Annotated in this window: 15 protein-coding genes; 7 read left to right on the top strand and 8 right to left on the bottom strand. The window is 69.1% G+C overall.

The genetic code is table 11. From position 1 onward, the window contains the following. Positions 1 to 12: 12 nt before the first annotated feature. The 3 genes from ACFWIW_RS26140 to ACFWIW_RS26130 are packed head-to-tail and all read right to left on the bottom strand — an operon-like array spanning position 13 to position 3,165. Complete coding sequence (locus tag ACFWIW_RS26140) at positions 13 to 618, bottom strand: TetR/AcrR family transcriptional regulator (protein ID WP_378370867.1); 606 nt, start codon at positions 616 to 618, stop codon at positions 13 to 15. 28 nt (positions 619 to 646) lie between these two features. Beyond that, entirely contained in the window at positions 647 to 1,690 is a 1,044-nt protein-coding gene (locus tag ACFWIW_RS26135) for a hypothetical protein (protein WP_378370866.1), read from the bottom strand. Next, on the bottom strand, positions 1,687 to 3,165 hold the full coding sequence (locus ACFWIW_RS26130) for an FAD-dependent oxidoreductase (protein ID WP_378370865.1): 1,479 nt from the start codon (positions 3,163 to 3,165) through the stop codon (positions 1,687 to 1,689). Before ACFWIW_RS26130 ends, ACFWIW_RS26135 begins: the two co-directional genes overlap by 4 nt. A gap of 265 nt (positions 3,166 to 3,430) precedes the next feature. On the opposite strand from ACFWIW_RS26130, the gene ACFWIW_RS26125 reads away from it, so the two are divergent. From ACFWIW_RS26125 to ACFWIW_RS26115, 3 genes are all read left to right on the top strand, one after another. Continuing rightward, positions 3,431 to 5,254 carry a hypothetical protein gene (locus ACFWIW_RS26125; protein WP_378370864.1) on the top strand — a complete coding sequence of 608 codons (1,824 nt, stop codon included), beginning with the start codon at positions 3,431 to 3,433 and terminating at the stop codon, positions 5,252 to 5,254. A gap of 265 nt (positions 5,255 to 5,519) precedes the next feature. Next, the gene (locus ACFWIW_RS26120) at positions 5,520 to 6,104 is read left to right on the top strand and encodes a dihydrofolate reductase family protein (RefSeq protein WP_378370863.1); all 585 of its coding nucleotides are present in this window, start codon (positions 5,520 to 5,522) and stop codon (positions 6,102 to 6,104) included. A 126-nt stretch (positions 6,105 to 6,230) separates the two neighbouring features. Beyond that, the gene (locus ACFWIW_RS26115) at positions 6,231 to 7,217 is read left to right on the top strand and encodes a hypothetical protein (protein WP_378370862.1); all 987 of its coding nucleotides are present in this window, start codon (positions 6,231 to 6,233) and stop codon (positions 7,215 to 7,217) included. A 191-nt stretch (positions 7,218 to 7,408) separates the two neighbouring features. Here ACFWIW_RS26115 and ACFWIW_RS26110 read toward each other — a convergent pair whose 3' ends face one another. Beyond that, positions 7,409 to 7,930, bottom strand: coding sequence for an RICIN domain-containing protein (locus ACFWIW_RS26110; RefSeq protein WP_378370861.1), 522 nt, complete (start codon positions 7,928 to 7,930; stop codon positions 7,409 to 7,411). A 442-nt stretch (positions 7,931 to 8,372) separates the two neighbouring features. Between ACFWIW_RS26110 and ACFWIW_RS26105 the strand changes: the two genes are divergently transcribed. Further along, positions 8,373 to 9,143: an SGNH/GDSL hydrolase family protein gene (locus tag ACFWIW_RS26105; protein ID WP_378370860.1), complete on the top strand. Its 771-nt coding sequence runs from the start codon at positions 8,373 to 8,375 to the stop codon at positions 9,141 to 9,143. On the opposite strand, the gene ACFWIW_RS26100 is transcribed toward ACFWIW_RS26105, so the two are convergent. The 4 genes from ACFWIW_RS26100 to ACFWIW_RS26085 form a co-directional block, all read right to left on the bottom strand. After that, positions 9,134 to 9,706, bottom strand: a complete 573-nt coding sequence (locus ACFWIW_RS26100; protein ID WP_378370859.1) for a TetR/AcrR family transcriptional regulator — start codon at positions 9,704 to 9,706, stop codon at positions 9,134 to 9,136. The two genes, ACFWIW_RS26105 and ACFWIW_RS26100, sit on opposite strands and share 10 nt — an antisense overlap. Positions 9,707 to 9,902: 196 nt before the next feature. Next, positions 9,903 to 10,340, bottom strand: a complete 438-nt coding sequence (locus ACFWIW_RS26095) for an SRPBCC domain-containing protein (protein ID WP_378370952.1) — start codon at positions 10,338 to 10,340, stop codon at positions 9,903 to 9,905. Beyond that, on the bottom strand, positions 10,337 to 10,654 hold the full coding sequence (locus ACFWIW_RS26090; RefSeq protein WP_378370858.1) for a metalloregulator ArsR/SmtB family transcription factor: 318 nt from the start codon (positions 10,652 to 10,654) through the stop codon (positions 10,337 to 10,339). The genes ACFWIW_RS26095 and ACFWIW_RS26090 overlap by 4 nt, the downstream gene beginning before the upstream one ends. Further along, a complete protein-coding gene (locus ACFWIW_RS26085) occupies positions 10,654 to 11,040 on the bottom strand; it encodes a VOC family protein (protein WP_378370857.1) in 387 nt (128 codons plus the stop codon). The genes ACFWIW_RS26090 and ACFWIW_RS26085 overlap by 1 nt, the downstream gene beginning before the upstream one ends. Before the next feature lie 131 nt (positions 11,041 to 11,171). Between ACFWIW_RS26085 and ACFWIW_RS26080 the strand changes: the two genes are divergently transcribed. Genes ACFWIW_RS26080 through ACFWIW_RS26070 form a run of 3 tightly spaced genes read left to right on the top strand, consistent with a single transcriptional unit; the run spans position 11,172 to position 13,566 of the window. Next, positions 11,172 to 11,756: an NADPH-dependent FMN reductase gene (locus ACFWIW_RS26080; protein WP_378370856.1), complete on the top strand. Its 585-nt coding sequence runs from the start codon at positions 11,172 to 11,174 to the stop codon at positions 11,754 to 11,756. Then, on the top strand, positions 11,753 to 13,195 hold the full coding sequence (locus tag ACFWIW_RS26075; RefSeq protein WP_378370855.1) for a DHA2 family efflux MFS transporter permease subunit: 1,443 nt from the start codon (positions 11,753 to 11,755) through the stop codon (positions 13,193 to 13,195). The genes ACFWIW_RS26080 and ACFWIW_RS26075 overlap by 4 nt, the downstream gene beginning before the upstream one ends. Beyond that, positions 13,192 to 13,566 carry a MerR family transcriptional regulator gene (locus ACFWIW_RS26070; protein ID WP_378370854.1) on the top strand — a complete coding sequence of 125 codons (375 nt, stop codon included), beginning with the start codon at positions 13,192 to 13,194 and terminating at the stop codon, positions 13,564 to 13,566. The genes ACFWIW_RS26075 and ACFWIW_RS26070 overlap by 4 nt, the downstream gene beginning before the upstream one ends. Positions 13,567 to 13,643: the final 77 nt, after the last annotated feature.

Raw genomic sequence — 13,643 nt, 5'->3', positions numbered from 1 at the left:
GGACTTCGATTGTCACGGCCGTGCGGTCAGCGCGGGACCGATCCAGCGGCGGACCATGGAGCGCAACCGCTCGTCGGTGTGTGCCGGCGTCGACGGGTACTGCAGGAACGACAGGAACAGCCGCATCAGCATTTCGGCGAGCCCCTCGAAGTCCTCGTCGGTCGTGACACCCACCGCGGCCCAGTCGACCGGCACGTTCCGGAGGATCCGGGCGCCGAGCGCGAACGACTGCGCCGAGGTGACCGCGACGGTGAAGACGTCGGCCTCGCCCGCTTTCAGGAGCAGTCCCAGATACGGCTCGTCGGGGACCGCGCGGACGCCGAACACCACCGATTCCACGGCGACCTCGGCGGGGTCGGCGAACGTGGCCAGATGCCGTTCCATCCGCCGGGCGAACTCCTCGACCCGGTCCAGCGCGACCGCGCTGAGGATGTCCGCGAGGCTCGGGAAGTAGCGATAGACGGTCTGCCGGGTCACGCCGGCTTCCGCGGCGACGTCGGAGAGGCTGGTCTTGGCGAGACCGACCCGGTCGATGCACGCGGTCGCCGCCTCGACGATCCGGCGGCGCGCCTCGCGCTCGGTTCCGGGCGGGTTCCCCCGCCATCCGTGGTGCCCCATGCGTCTCATCTTCCCCGAACGGAGAATCTCAGCCGGTGGCAGGTGCCGGGCGGCGCACACGGTACAACGCGGTCAGCATCAGCCCGGCGGCCACGAAACAGGCGAGCGCGTACAGGCCGCTGCCGGTCGAGGTGCCGTTCTCGACGACGACGCCCACCCAGAACACGGCCATCCCGCCCAGGTAGACGGCGGGATAGAACCGGGCGAAGGGCGCCAACGGCTCTTCGGGACGTCCGTGCCGGACGAAGATCCAGATACCGGCCAGCCACAGCAGGGCCAGCTCGGTGCCGAGGATCCAGGCCTGCGCGGTCACGTTCCCGGCGAAGAGACTCGACGGGAGCCCGGCGATCGCCATGCTCAGCGGGGTGAGGACCCCGGCCGCCACGATGCGAGCCGCCAGTGACCAGCCCCGTCGCGCTCCGCCCGCCAGCCGCACCACCAGGTAGGTCATGGCGCCCATCGACACGGACGCGAAGAGCAGCATGCTGGTCATGGGCACCGAATCCAGCGCCGGGTGATTGACGATCCGGTTGTTCCCGTTCCAGGCCCACCAGTTCACTTGCGGGCCGAGCTGATCGAAGACCTCGTAGAAGGCCTGGCACGCGAAGGCGACGGCCACCGACCCGATCAAGGCGCCGCGGGCACGGAAGATCCCGAGCGACCGGACGAGTTCGTAGGCGAGCTGGCTGATCACCGGGTAGAACGCCACGATGTAGAGCGGCAGCCGATCCCACATGAACTGCACGGTGAACCGGTTGTGCGCGAAGATGAAACCGTACTGGCGCTCCAGGCCGAACCACTCCGGGAAGTACAGCGGCGGTTCGATGACGAAGAGGTAGACCAGCGAGGCGCACCACAACGCCAGATTCGCCGAGTCGCCCTGGCGGTGCCGCCGGAGTGCGTGCACCAGCGCGAACACGGCTCCGCCGACGACGAGCAGTTCCAGCAGTGGCATCGTCCAGTGAGCCTCGGCCCACGGTGGGCGGATCGAGAACCATGGGGAGACGTCGTGGCAGTCGAAGCCGAGTCCTCGCGTGACGGCTTCCGCGTCCGATCCGCATACGGCGCTCACCGGGAGACCGCCGCTTCGGCGGCGGCGTTTTTCGGCGAGTAGTCCGTGACCGGTGGTTCGGCCTGGGCGTCGAAGTCGAAGGGGACCCGGTGCCGTCCCAGCGCGGCCCGGATCCGGTAGCGCACGAGGCCGGCGATCACCCGCGGGTTCGCCATCATGTCGCGGAGCGATTCGTCGAGGTTGAACACCTTCGCGAAGTGCTCGTCGACGACGTCGTCTTCGCGGGCGGCGCCGACGATGAGCCTGAACGCCGGGCCGGACAGGGCTTCGAGCAGCCGTCGCCGCCACTCGGGCGCCTTCTCGGTGCCCACCGCGCAGGCGTAACCCTGATCCCTCGCCATAGCCAGGCTCCACGGCACGTTGAGCAGCTTTCGTTGCGCCGCGAGGAATCGTGCGGCGAACTCCGGGCCGAGCCGTTCGGCGCGGGAAAGGTGCTCGCGCAACAGCAGTGCCGAACCCGCGGCGGAACTGATGCCCTGCGCGTAGAACGGGTTGAACGCGCAGATCGAGTCTCCGACGAACGCCAGGCGTTCCGGCGGGGTGCGGAGCCGGTCGTAGCGGCGCCACTTGTTCCCGGTCGAGCGGGTCAGATGCACCTCGGAGGTCGGAGTGGACCGGTCCATCGCGGCCGCGAACAACGGCGCCCGCACCCGGCGGGCCGACTCGACGAACGCCTCGGTGGTGCGCGGCATTTCGAGGCCCCACGAGCCCATGCAGGCGATGACACGGTTGTCCTCGATCGGGAAGAAGTTCACCAGGAACTCGTGCTCGTCCGGATGGGCGCCCTTGTCGGGGGTCGGCATGATCACCAGATGCCGCCACCACCAGGACGGTGGCCGTTCCTCGGGTGAGGGCAGGTCGTACCAGCGCGAGGTGTAGGTGACCTTGGCGTCGAGGGTCCGCACTTCCGGTTCGGGCCATCCCGCGGCCACCAGCCAGGCGGCGACGGAGGAACCGCGGCCCATCGCGTCCACCACGAAGTCGGCGTCGAGGTGTTCGTCGCCGTCGTCAGCGGAGAAGCCGACGCCTGTCACGGCGCCCGCCCGTGTCGTCAGTCCGGTCACCGCCACGCCCTCGCGGATCATGACGTTCGGCAGACGTCGGACCTTGTCGCGCAGCACGCGTTCGATGAGGATCCGGGAGCCGTAGATCATCGTCATCGCACTGCGTTTCCGCGCCGACCAGCCCTTTCCGTCGAGGTACGCCGCGTCCATGGACGGCATCAGATGCAGCCCTCCGGCGGCGATGAGGTCGTCCTCGAAGCCGGGGAACAGCGCACCGATCGCCCGGCGGCCCGAGTTCAGCAGGAAATGCGGATGCTTGCTCTGCGGTACCCCGCGCCGATGTTCGGCCTCGGCAGGCAGTTCGTCGCGTTCGAGCACCACCACTTCGTCGAAGTACGGGGCGAGCGCTCCCGCGGTGCAGAGTCCGGCGGCGCTGCCACCGAGGACGACGGCGGTCTTGCCGAGTCGCATGCGGACCAACTCCCAGCGTCATTCATACAGATTGACATTGGCTGTATGAATGTATGAACGGTGCCGGAGGCTGTCAAGGGCTGTTCCGCGGCACCTTCGACAGGACCCTGGAACGTCGCCCCTGAGTCTGCCCCGCAGGACATCGACGTCACCGCCGCTTCCCGGGAAGGCTGAGCGGGTGCCAACCCACGCGCACCGCTCGCCCGAGCCCAGTTCCGGCGAGGCCGAGCGACGTTCTCACCACCGCGGCGGAACACATGTGCCGTTGACGGCGATACCCCGCGCCGCGGGCAACGCCGCCGTCACCGCCTGGGTGCAGCGGCAGCAACGGCCGTCCGCACCGCCGACGCGTCCGGCCCCGGTCGGCGACCTGACCAACACGGGCCTGCTGGATGAGCTCGAGACAGTTCGCCAGCAGCTCGCGCGGCCCGAGCTCGCCGCGGCGGAACGGCAGACCGCCACCACCCGGCAGACCGCGCTGGAGCAGGAACGTCAGGCCCGTGTCGACGCCGGACAGGTCTTCCTCGCGGAGCAGAGCAACGCCGGTGGCCGCGGCCAGCTCCTCGCCATCACCGATGGCTCGCAGGTCGTCGACGTGGGCACCGCGCCGCTGGGCTGGGGCAGGTCGGCTCCGGCCGTCGTCGTGACGCAGCGGCAGTTCCAGCGGGCCCTCACCGGCCTGGGCATCCCGATCACCAGCCTGGACGAGGCCGCGGCGGCCGGCGTGCTCGGGCCGCGGCTGCAGAGCGGCGCGTTCGAACGGCAGCTGCCCGGCGTGGTCGGCACCGACGTCAGCGGGCCCCGCGTGCTGAGCAGGGGATTCACCGGCGATGTGAGCGAACTGTCGTTCGCCACGCGTCAGGCTTCTCCGCTGGCGGGCGACTTGAACGCGGTGCCGTGGCGGCCGGCGGGACCCGGCTCGACGCCCCGGTCGGGGAACTACCCGGTCTGGGATTTCACCGACACCGGCGGACGGCTGGTCAGCGTCAAGGCGTCCACCCAGGCCCCCGCCGGACGCGGCGGCTACTACCGCGACTCGTTCCGGACACTCACCGGCGCGGGCGGCGGCACGGCGTTCGACCGGGCCGTGTGGAACCAGCACCCGACGCTGCCGTGGCCACCGGCCACCACCCCCGCGTGGCAGGCGGCACGGCAGGACGTGATCCGCCGAGGCAGGCTCGCGGTCAACGCCGACGACGTGACCTCGTTCCGTGCCACGATCTCCAGCGGCGTCATGACCAACCCGGCGAACCACCAGGCCGCGATCGACGCCCACCTCGCCGTCGCGAACGAACGCGTCGGCGGCACCCAGATCCGCACACTGGCCCAGCTCAACGCCCTGCCGCCCGCCCAACGCACCCCGATCCTCACCCGGCTGGCGCGGGCTCTGTCCGAGCAGGTGGTCAGCCACGGCATGGACACCGCGGGCCTGCAGTCCGTCCAGAACGTGCGCCTGGCGGCAGGTCTGGGCGGCTCCGGCCGTGGTGCCCGGCCGGATATCGCGATGCGGACGTTCCCCGAGGCGCTGTCGGTGGCCGAACGCGGCGCCTCCGGCGCGATGGGCCGCGCCGGCGTGCGATCGGGCACCATGGGCGCGGGCGCCGCCGTGTTGTTCCAGGCAGGTGGTTCCCTCGCCACCGAGGGCAGGCTGCCGTCCGCCGCGGATCTGGGCACGACCGCGGCCTCCACGGGTGTCGGTGCCGGCGTCGGTGGCGCGGTCGAGACCAGGGTCGGCGCGGCGGTCGGCAACGCGTTGATGACCGGCGGCGCCGGCCGGGTGTACGTCGTGCTGGGCCGTGCCGGGACGAGCGCGGCCGGTGCCGTGGTCGCGGCCCCGTTGATCGAGACGGGACACATGGCCATCGAGGAGCTGCGCGGCACCGCCGACTACAACGCGACCGATTACGCGGCGCGTGGTGGCCGGGCCGCCGCGTCCGGTCTGCTGGCCGCCGGAATCACGGGCGCCATCATCGGCGCACCCGCCACTCCGCTCGGTTCCGCCGTGGGGTTCCTGGTCGGCGTGGGCGCGTACATGCTCACGGACTACCTCATCGGTGACACGGTCGAGTCGGCGATCAGAGGCCAGTGAGCGACGGCGCTCTTCGATCGAGCAGCCACTGTGGACGGTCGCCCGACGTGCCGCGGGCGACCTGATTTCGCGATCATCCGGCGGGCGCTGGTCATAGGGATCCTGCTCGGCCAGTCGGGTTCCACGACCATCCCACCCGAACGATCGAGTCGTAGCTCTGGGCCGCCGTGGGGAGGGAATCTCGGATCTCTTGTCGAATCCCGTGCCGCGCGATCGACGTACGGGTAGGAGACCGGCCGACGGATCGAAACGAAGGGGAATGAGGATGTCCAGGACACCACTGCGGCTGTACATGTCCATGTCGCTCGACGGATATATCACCGGGCCCGACGACCGGCCGGGCCAGGAACTCGGGCGCGGCGGAGGCCGTCTGTTCAACTGGCTCGACGACCGGATGTCCGAAGGGATCAACGGGCAGGTGTACGCCGAGGCCTGCTCGACCGGCGCCGTGATATCCGGACGCCGCACGTTCGAGCTGGCCGGCCGCTGGAACGGCGACCACCATGACGGCGTGCCGATCCATGTGCTCACCCACACCGTCGACCCGGCCGACGAGCCACCGGGTAGCGCGAAGTTCTACACCGACGTCAACGCGTGTGCCGACGAGGCCCGGGAAGCGGCGGGAGATCGCGCCGTGCTGGTTCACGGCGCCGGCGCGGCACGGGCTCTGCTGGCAGCAGGCCAGCTCGACGAACTCGAACTGCACCTCGTCCCCGTGCTGCTCGGCGACGGACGGCGGTTGTTCGAGCCGACCGGACTCGGCCACATCGAACTGGAGCTCGTCCGGCGGCTCGAAGGCCGCGACGTCACACATCTGCGATACCGCGTAGTCCGCCAAGAAGCGCCATAGGCATGACCGCCGCCTGGCCACGTTGCTTCGGGCCACCGGCACGTGCGGTCCACGTGTGCCCAAAACCCGTGTGCCCCACACGGCAACAGTCGTAGTCTGACCGCTGCGACCGGACCGGAGTGTGGAGTGGACGAACGAATACGAGACATCGTGCTCGGCCTGACGGCGAACCCGGCATTACCCGATCATCTGCGTGCCCGTTTGCCAGGCCGCCCTGCGGTGCCACCGCGCGACACCACCTGGCACGTCGACAATGACCTCGAGCGAGCAGCTGATCCGACCACCTCGCCGGACGACGTTACCGCCCTGCTGGGCAACGACAACATGGCGATTCGATGGACACTCGCTGCCCGTTCGGATCTGTCCCTTGAGGCCCGGCAACGGCTGGCGGCCGATCCCATCCCCGGTGTCCGTGCGGGCCTGGCCGCCAACCCCGTGGTGGTGGAGCCGATCCTGCGCGAGCTGGCGAATGACGCGTCTGCGGACGTACGGCGCGGCGTGGCGCACAACCCCGCGGTTCCGCTGGACGTGCTCGTGCTCGTGGTCGAATCGACCAAAATCGGACCGGTCGGGTTGCCCCGCGTCACTGCGGCGACCGACGAGGAGCTGCGTCTTCTCGCGGCGTCACCGTCTCCACGGGTCCGGATGCTGGTCGCTCAGCGAACCGCGCTGCCCTCAGACGTCTTCGAACTGCTCGTGGCAGACGACAACATCCAGGTTGTCAAAGGGATCGCCCCGCATCCCGCACTATCCGCGAACCGGCTACGGGCACTCGCCGCGCGGCACGGCCCGAGCCTGTTCCGGAGGTTGGCGACGAACCCCAACTGCGACCCTGAGCTGCTGCACCACATGGCGTGCCACGCCACCGCACGGCGGGTGTACCGCGCGGTCGCCGAACACCCCAACACTCGCGCTGAGACCCTCCTGCTGTGCCTCGGCGACGACACCGCGCGGCGGTGGGCCGCGGAACACCCGAACCTGCCGACCGACATTCTGATCGAGCTAGTGGACGATCCGGAGTTGGCCCGGCACGCGGCCGCCAACCCGGCGCTACCCATCGAAGTGATGGAGTCGTTGATCGCCGCGTGCCCCCGGAACCTTCTGGAGCAGTGAATCGTTGACGCCGACGCGGCGCATCCGCCCACCGGGCGTGAAAGAATGGTCGATTCCGGCTTTATGGCACTAGCGCCACTTCAGTGCCAAGGCCTTTGGGAAACTGTCGTCGATTTTGAGACACGACAATCCGGTATTCTGGGTTGTCGCGGCTCGTGACCGTCGATCTTGGTTCTCTCACGATGGCGTCATCAGGCCCGGTTGCGCCAGACCTGGTTGCGCGCCGCGAGACTGCACGGCCACTGGATGAGCTGGACCCCGCTACTGGTTGAGCCGCCAGGTATGTCCAGGCACTTCCCGGACCGTACATTCTCGATGTAGTGGTAGTGCCAGCCGTTCTCAGAACGGATGTGGTGAAACCGCCACAACTGGCTGCCGCCGGAGTCGGACTGGCAGTCCCAGAGGTGGAGTTCGACCCCGCCGGCGGTGCTCTTGTGGGGTACGTCGAGGCACTTGGAGTTCCCGCTTAGGACCTTCAGCCGGAAGGTGTTCTCCCGGTTGAAGTCCTGGGAGAAGTGCCAGAGCTGGTTGGTGTCCCCATGGCAGGGCCACTGGATGGCTGTCGCACCTTTGGGAGTGCCCTTGGACCCGTTGCCGTGTGCATCGAGGCACTGGCCGGTCAGCGCGCTGACGATGGGCGACTCGATCGCCGCCGAGGCCGGCTGGGCGGTCAGCAGGGCGGCGACCAGCGCCGCCGAGCAGAGGTTGGCCATTACGCGGAGGGTGGTCACGTCTTTCGGGCCTTCCGGTGGATGACTTGGTCGGTTTCGAGCCTTATGGAACCCGTAACCCCTATTTTGATTTTCAAGTAGCTGAATAGCGATAGCCCCAAACAAAATCAGTCATTCGGGTGTGCTGGGCCAGGCTGCGAAGCTCGACGTGATCGAGGCCGAGCAGCTGACCTACGCGGAGACGGCCGCACTGACGTAGCGGTCACGAGCGTCGAGGTAGAGGGGCGCATCGGTCGAATCCGCCCCTCCCCGAAGCGCCCGCGCGGATTTCCGCATCTCGCCCGGGCCGGTGAAGCGCCTGGTCCTCGCCGACATCGGACGGCAGGCTCGTCACCACCGCTGCCGGACAGTGCCGACGCATCCACCATCACACAGCGTCAGTAGACTCGGCAGGTATGTCGTCACCGATTTGGGGATCCATCCTGTGCTTTCCACTACCAGCAACCGCTTAGTTTGTCTCGGTGACTCCTTCACCGAGGGTGTCGGTGACGAGGACCCCTCGTCACCCAACGGCGTCCGCGGCTGGGCCGATCGCGTCGCGGGCACCCTCGCGGCCAACCACCAGGACTTCCGCTACGCCAACCTCGCGATCCGCGGCAAGCTCCTCGGACAGGTCCTCGCGGAGCAGCTCGACCCGGCGCTCGCGCTGAACCCGGATCTCGTGACGTTCTACGCCGGCGGCAACGACCTGATGCGGCCGAAGGTCGACATCGACGCCCTCCTCGAGGATTACGACGTCGCGGTCGGCAAGGTGGTCGCCACCGGGGCGCGGGTCGTCCTGTTCACCGGGGTCGACGGGGTCGAAGACGCGTTGTTCCGCAGGATCCGGGGCCGCGTCGCGATCTACAACGAGCACGTCCGCGGTATCGCCGCGCGCCATGGGACGCTGCTGGTGGACATGTGGGCGATGCGCCAGTTGCGGGACCGGCGTCTGTGGGCGCCGGACCGTCTGCACCTGAACTCGTTGGGGCACAACGAGATCGCCATCGCCGTCCTCGACGCGCTCGGTGAGCCGCACAAGCTGACGCCCGCCGTGCTCGGGCCGCGGCCGTCGCTGAGCCCGCGGGCGCGGCGCACCGAAAACCTCCAGTGGGGCAAGGAGCACGCCGTCCCGTGGATCAAACGCAGGCTGCGTGGCGAGTCCTCGGGCGACGCGCTCCTGCCGAAGCGCCCGACGATGGACCCTTACACCTGACGCGGCCGAAGCCCGTCGAAGAGGATGCAGATCGTCCGGGCCCGGAACTCGGGCCCGGCATGCTCCGCCGCTTTCGCGGTTCCGATGATCACCGCGATCAGTTCGTCGACGACGAGATCCTTGCGGACGTCGCCGGTGTCCTGCGCCCGGCGCAGCAGCACGCCGAGCGCGTCCTTCAGGCGGACGCCGATGACCGACCCTGCCGACGGCACGCTGACCCCGGCCGCCGACAGGGCTTCGAAGTAGGCGTTCTTGGCGCCGGACATCTCGATCCAGCCGGTCAGGAAGCCGAAGAACGCGGCGCCCGGGTCGGGTGCGTCGGCGGCCACCGTGGCCTCCGCCTCGTCGACGAAGCGGTGCAGGCGCGCGAAAAGCACCGCTTCCAGCAACGCTTCTTTCGTCGGAAAGTGCCGGAACACCGTGCCGACGCCGACGCCTGCTTCGCGGGCGACTTCCTCGGTCGGCGCACTGGTGCCTTTGGCCGCGAAGACGCGCTCCGCGGCCTCCAACACCCGTGTGCGGTTACGGCGGGCATCGGCTCGGAGCGGTTTCTCGTCCGTCACAGCGGGGATCCTAGACCCGTTGTCGAGAGGCTAAGCCGTGTCCTGTGAGTCTGTTCGATGGGTTTCGTGATCCAGGTGGTTCCTGGCGGTGCGGGCGGGTCGGCCTCGTACCGGTGGTCGTACTCGGCCGCATCCGCCCGTGCCGTCAGGGACCACCTGGGCGCGAAGACCGCGAACAAGACTTGCAGGACACGGCCTAGTCCGGCATCTCGTCCAATACGCGCGCCAAGGCCTTCGGGACGCCGGTGCGCCAGCCGCCGCCCATGATCCGGCGCGACATACGTTGGAATTCGTCGTCCGGGTCGAAGCCTTCGTGACTGAGGAACAGCCGTGTCCCGTGCCCCTCCGGCTCGAGCCGCCAGGTGACCGTCCACTCCGGACCCCAGCTGATGCTGAGCAGCCGCTCCGGCTCGACCGCCAGCACCTCGCAGGCGACCGGGCCGCCCGCGAAGCCGGCGGCGGGAACAGGATCGGCGAGCAGCTCGAACCTATGTCCCACAACGGGTTTGATGTCGTTCGGCATGCGGAGCCAGCGCTCCAGCAGGTGCGGTTCGGTCAGCGCGCGCCACACCTTGCGCGGCGGATGCGCCAGGAACTGGTCGACATGAACGGCCGTCGGATCCTCGTCGTTCAGAACTCCTCCTCGTCCAGCAGGTCGCGCAGGTTGCCCAGTTTGCCGCGCCAGTACCGCTCGTACGGCGAAAGCCAGTCCGAGACCTCTCGCAGCGGTGCGGCGTCCAGAGAGTAGACGCGATTGCGGCCCTGCCTCTCTTCGCGGACGAGCCCCGCCTCGCGGAGCACACGAAGGTGTTCCGACAGGCTCGGCCGCCGCATGTCGAACCGTTCGGCGATCTCCCCCGCTGCCCGCGGACCGTCGAGGAGGATGCCCAGCACTTCACGGCGCGCCGGGTTGGCGAGCGCGGCGAAGACGTCGTCGTTGACCGGCACTAGCGCGGCCAGTTTCCATAGCCCGAAGCTTCGAGGAGCCCGATGGCGTTGCCGTCCGGGTCTTTCAGAGCCGTCACGCGGCCCCAGGGCATCTCCTCCGCGTCGTCGACCTCGACGCCCTGGGCGCGGAGCTCCGCGATGTCGGCGTCGACGTCCGTGGTGGTCAGCTGGAAGTGCACACGCGAGTCGTGATCCAACCCGCCGACGGCGCGATCGACGAGGACGATCCCGGTGTCCGCCCCCTTGGGGCCGACCATGACGAACGGACCGTGCGGGCCGCTGACGTCGACGAGCAGGTCGAAGCCGAGCTTGCCGACGTAGAAGTCCCGTGCGTCGGTCAGGTCGGAGACCGGCACGGTGAGGAACTGGATGCGGTCGATGTTCATGCCACGACAATACGTAGGAGATTTCCTACATGTCAACCTCTACAACCTCGACATTGATGGAGGTCCAGGGTTCGTGACCAGCGCCGCAACGGCTTGAGTTCGCCTATGGACGAACTTTTAGCGTCGTCGGCATGAGCACAGAAACCACCGCGCAGTCCCCCATCCGCCTCGCCGTGATCATCGGCAGTGTCCGGCACGAACGCTTCGCCGACGCCATCACGGGATGGCTGCAGGCCGAACTCGCCACCATCGACGGTGTGGAGGTCGATCCGATCGACCTCGCCGACATCGATCTCCCGCTGCAGGGAACGCGGCCCGGTGGCACCGAAACGGTGATCAGCGACAGGCTGCGCGACGCCGACGCCTTTCTCGTCGTCACCCCTGAGTACAACCACAGCTTCCCCGCGGCGCTGAAGAACGCGATCGACTGGCACTTCACCGAATGGGCGTACAAGCCCGTCGCGTTCGTCGGCTACGGCGCCGGATCGGGCGGCATCCGGGCGATCGAGCAACTCCGGCTGATCTTCCCCGAGCTGAGGGCCACCACCATCCGAGACGCGGTACTGCTGAACGCTCCCTGGACCCGCCTCGGTCCGAACGGCTACGAAGGAACCGAAGGCGAACGCGGCGCGCTGGCCGCGACGATGACGGAACTGGGCTGGTGGGCCCGCACCCTGCGCGCCGGACGCGTCGCGGCTCAGGTGAGTGCGGCATGAACCGCCTGACCGGTCGAGAGCTGCGCATCGCGGCGGTGATCGCGCTCGGCGGGTTGATGGCCGTTCTCGACACCACGATCGTCGCCGTCGCGCTGCCGCGGTTCATGACCACCTTCTCCGCGTCCCTCACCACCATTCAGTGGATCGCGACCGGCTACGCGCTCGGCATGGTCGCGGCGATGCCGCTGGCGGCGACCTTCGCCCAACGATGGGGAGCGCGCCGGGTGTACCTGGCCGCGCTGCTCGTGTTCGCGGTGGCGTCCGTGGCCGCCGGAGCCGCCGTCGATCTGGGCTGGCTGATCGCCGCACGCGTGGCTCAAGGCCTCGCCGGCGGTCTGATCAACCCCTTGGGGATGACCATCGGCTTCGGCGCGGTGGCCCCGGAACGCCGGAGCCGGATGACCGCGATCACCGGCCTCCCCCTGCTGATCGGGCCGATCCTCGGTCCGCTGCTCGGCGGGATCCTGCTGGACGGATTGTCTTGGCGGGCACTGTTCTTCATCACCGTCCCGCCCGCTTTGCTCGCCGTCGTGGGTGTGCTCCGGTGGGTACCCGCCGATGTCCCGTCGGCCGAACGCACTCCGATCGACGTCGCCGGCGGCCTGCTGCTCGTGCCCGGTGTCGTCGCGGTGGCGTACGGATTCAGCGAAGAGGCGGCGAGCCTCGGGATCCGGGTGGCGATCGTCGCCATCGGGCTGGCGCTCATGGCGGTGTTCACGCGCCGCTCGTGGCGTCATCGCGCACCGCTGCTGAACGTCCGGCTCCTGCGCGACCGGACGTTCGGGCGCAACACCGCGGTCCTCGTCCTGTACGCCGGGCCGTACTTCGGCTCGATGCTGCTGATGCCCGCCTACATCCAGGTGATCCGCGGCGACTCGGCCCTGATCAGCGCGGCGATGATGGTGCCGGGCACGATCGGGATGGGGATCAGCATCCAGTTCGCCGCCCGCCTGCTGGAACGCTTCGGCCCGCGGATCGTCGTCGGGACCGGGCTGACCCTCGCGGTCGCGTCGACCGCGTTGACCGTCCTCGTCCTCGCACCGGACACGTCGTACCCGGTGCTGGCGATCTTGGGAGTGCTCCAAGGCGCGGGCACCGGAGCGATCATGATGCCCACCATCGTCAGCGCGGGCCGCGACCTGCGGGGGCCGGATCTCGCGTCCGGTTCCGCGATCCTCCCCCTGGCCAGCACCATCGCGAGCGCGGTCGGCACCGCCGTGGTGAGCGCGGTGTTCACCGGGCTGATCGCGGCCGCCACCGGAGGACAGGGTCTCGCCGCGGCGCGCCTTTCGCCGTCGCTCACCGGGGAGATCGTCGACGCGTATCGTCTGACTCTCGTCGGTGTGCTCGCGGTCATGGTGCTCGCCCTGGTGGTCAGGCTGCGGACCCGGCCCACCATCCCGACAGTGCATCCCACGACGGTACGGAGCGCGGCATGACGACAACGACACGATCCCCGCTCGACGCCCACCTGACCATCAGCGAAGTCGCGAGCAAGGCCGGGGTCTCGGCCAACGCCGTCCGGTACTACGAGCGCTACCGCGTCATCACCGCCGAACGCACCGCGGGCAACGCGCGCCGCTTCACGGTCGACGCCATCTGCCGGATCCGGCTCGCGGTCGCCGCCCAGCGGGTCGGGCTGAGCCTCGCCGAAAGCGCGGAGATCCTGGCCGAGATCCCGCCGATGTCCCCGGATCTCGAGCAGTGGTCGCGCGCGGGGCAGCGGCTCATCGACGCCGGGCAGGCCCGCATCGCCGAACTGGCCTCGGTGGTCGACGAGTACCGGTCGCTCGCGTTCCTCAGAAGCTGAACGGTGCTTCCGCGCCCTCGGCGCAAGTCCGTGAAGGCCTCCTTACCTACCCTGAGGGTAGGTAAGGAGGCCCTCAC

Source organism: Amycolatopsis sp. NPDC058340 (assembly GCF_042723975.1).
GTDB lineage: Bacteria > Actinomycetota > Actinomycetes > Mycobacteriales > Pseudonocardiaceae > Amycolatopsis.
This window is presented reverse-complemented; position numbering and strand designations above follow the sequence as displayed.

Excerpts from the sequence above, each read along its gene's own strand:
- ACFWIW_RS26075 (WP_378370855.1), top strand. The coding sequence starts at position 11,753 with ATGAACCGCCTGACCGGTCGAGAGCTGCGCATCGCGGCGGTGATCGCG.
- ACFWIW_RS26070 (WP_378370854.1), top strand. The coding sequence starts at position 13,192 with ATGACGACAACGACACGATCCCCGCTCGACGCCCACCTGACCATCAGC.
- ACFWIW_RS26110 (WP_378370861.1), bottom strand. The coding sequence starts at position 7,930 with ATGGCCAACCTCTGCTCGGCGGCGCTGGTCGCCGCCCTGCTGACCGCC.
- ACFWIW_RS26120 (WP_378370863.1), top strand. The coding sequence starts at position 5,520 with ATGTCCAGGACACCACTGCGGCTGTACATGTCCATGTCGCTCGACGGA.
- ACFWIW_RS26080 (WP_378370856.1), top strand. The coding sequence starts at position 11,172 with ATGAGCACAGAAACCACCGCGCAGTCCCCCATCCGCCTCGCCGTGATC.
- ACFWIW_RS26085 (WP_378370857.1), bottom strand. The coding sequence starts at position 11,040 with ATGAACATCGACCGCATCCAGTTCCTCACCGTGCCGGTCTCCGACCTG.
- ACFWIW_RS26140 (WP_378370867.1), bottom strand. The coding sequence starts at position 618 with ATGGGGCACCACGGATGGCGGGGGAACCCGCCCGGAACCGAGCGCGAG.
- ACFWIW_RS26130 (WP_378370865.1), bottom strand. The coding sequence starts at position 3,165 with ATGCGACTCGGCAAGACCGCCGTCGTCCTCGGTGGCAGCGCCGCCGGA.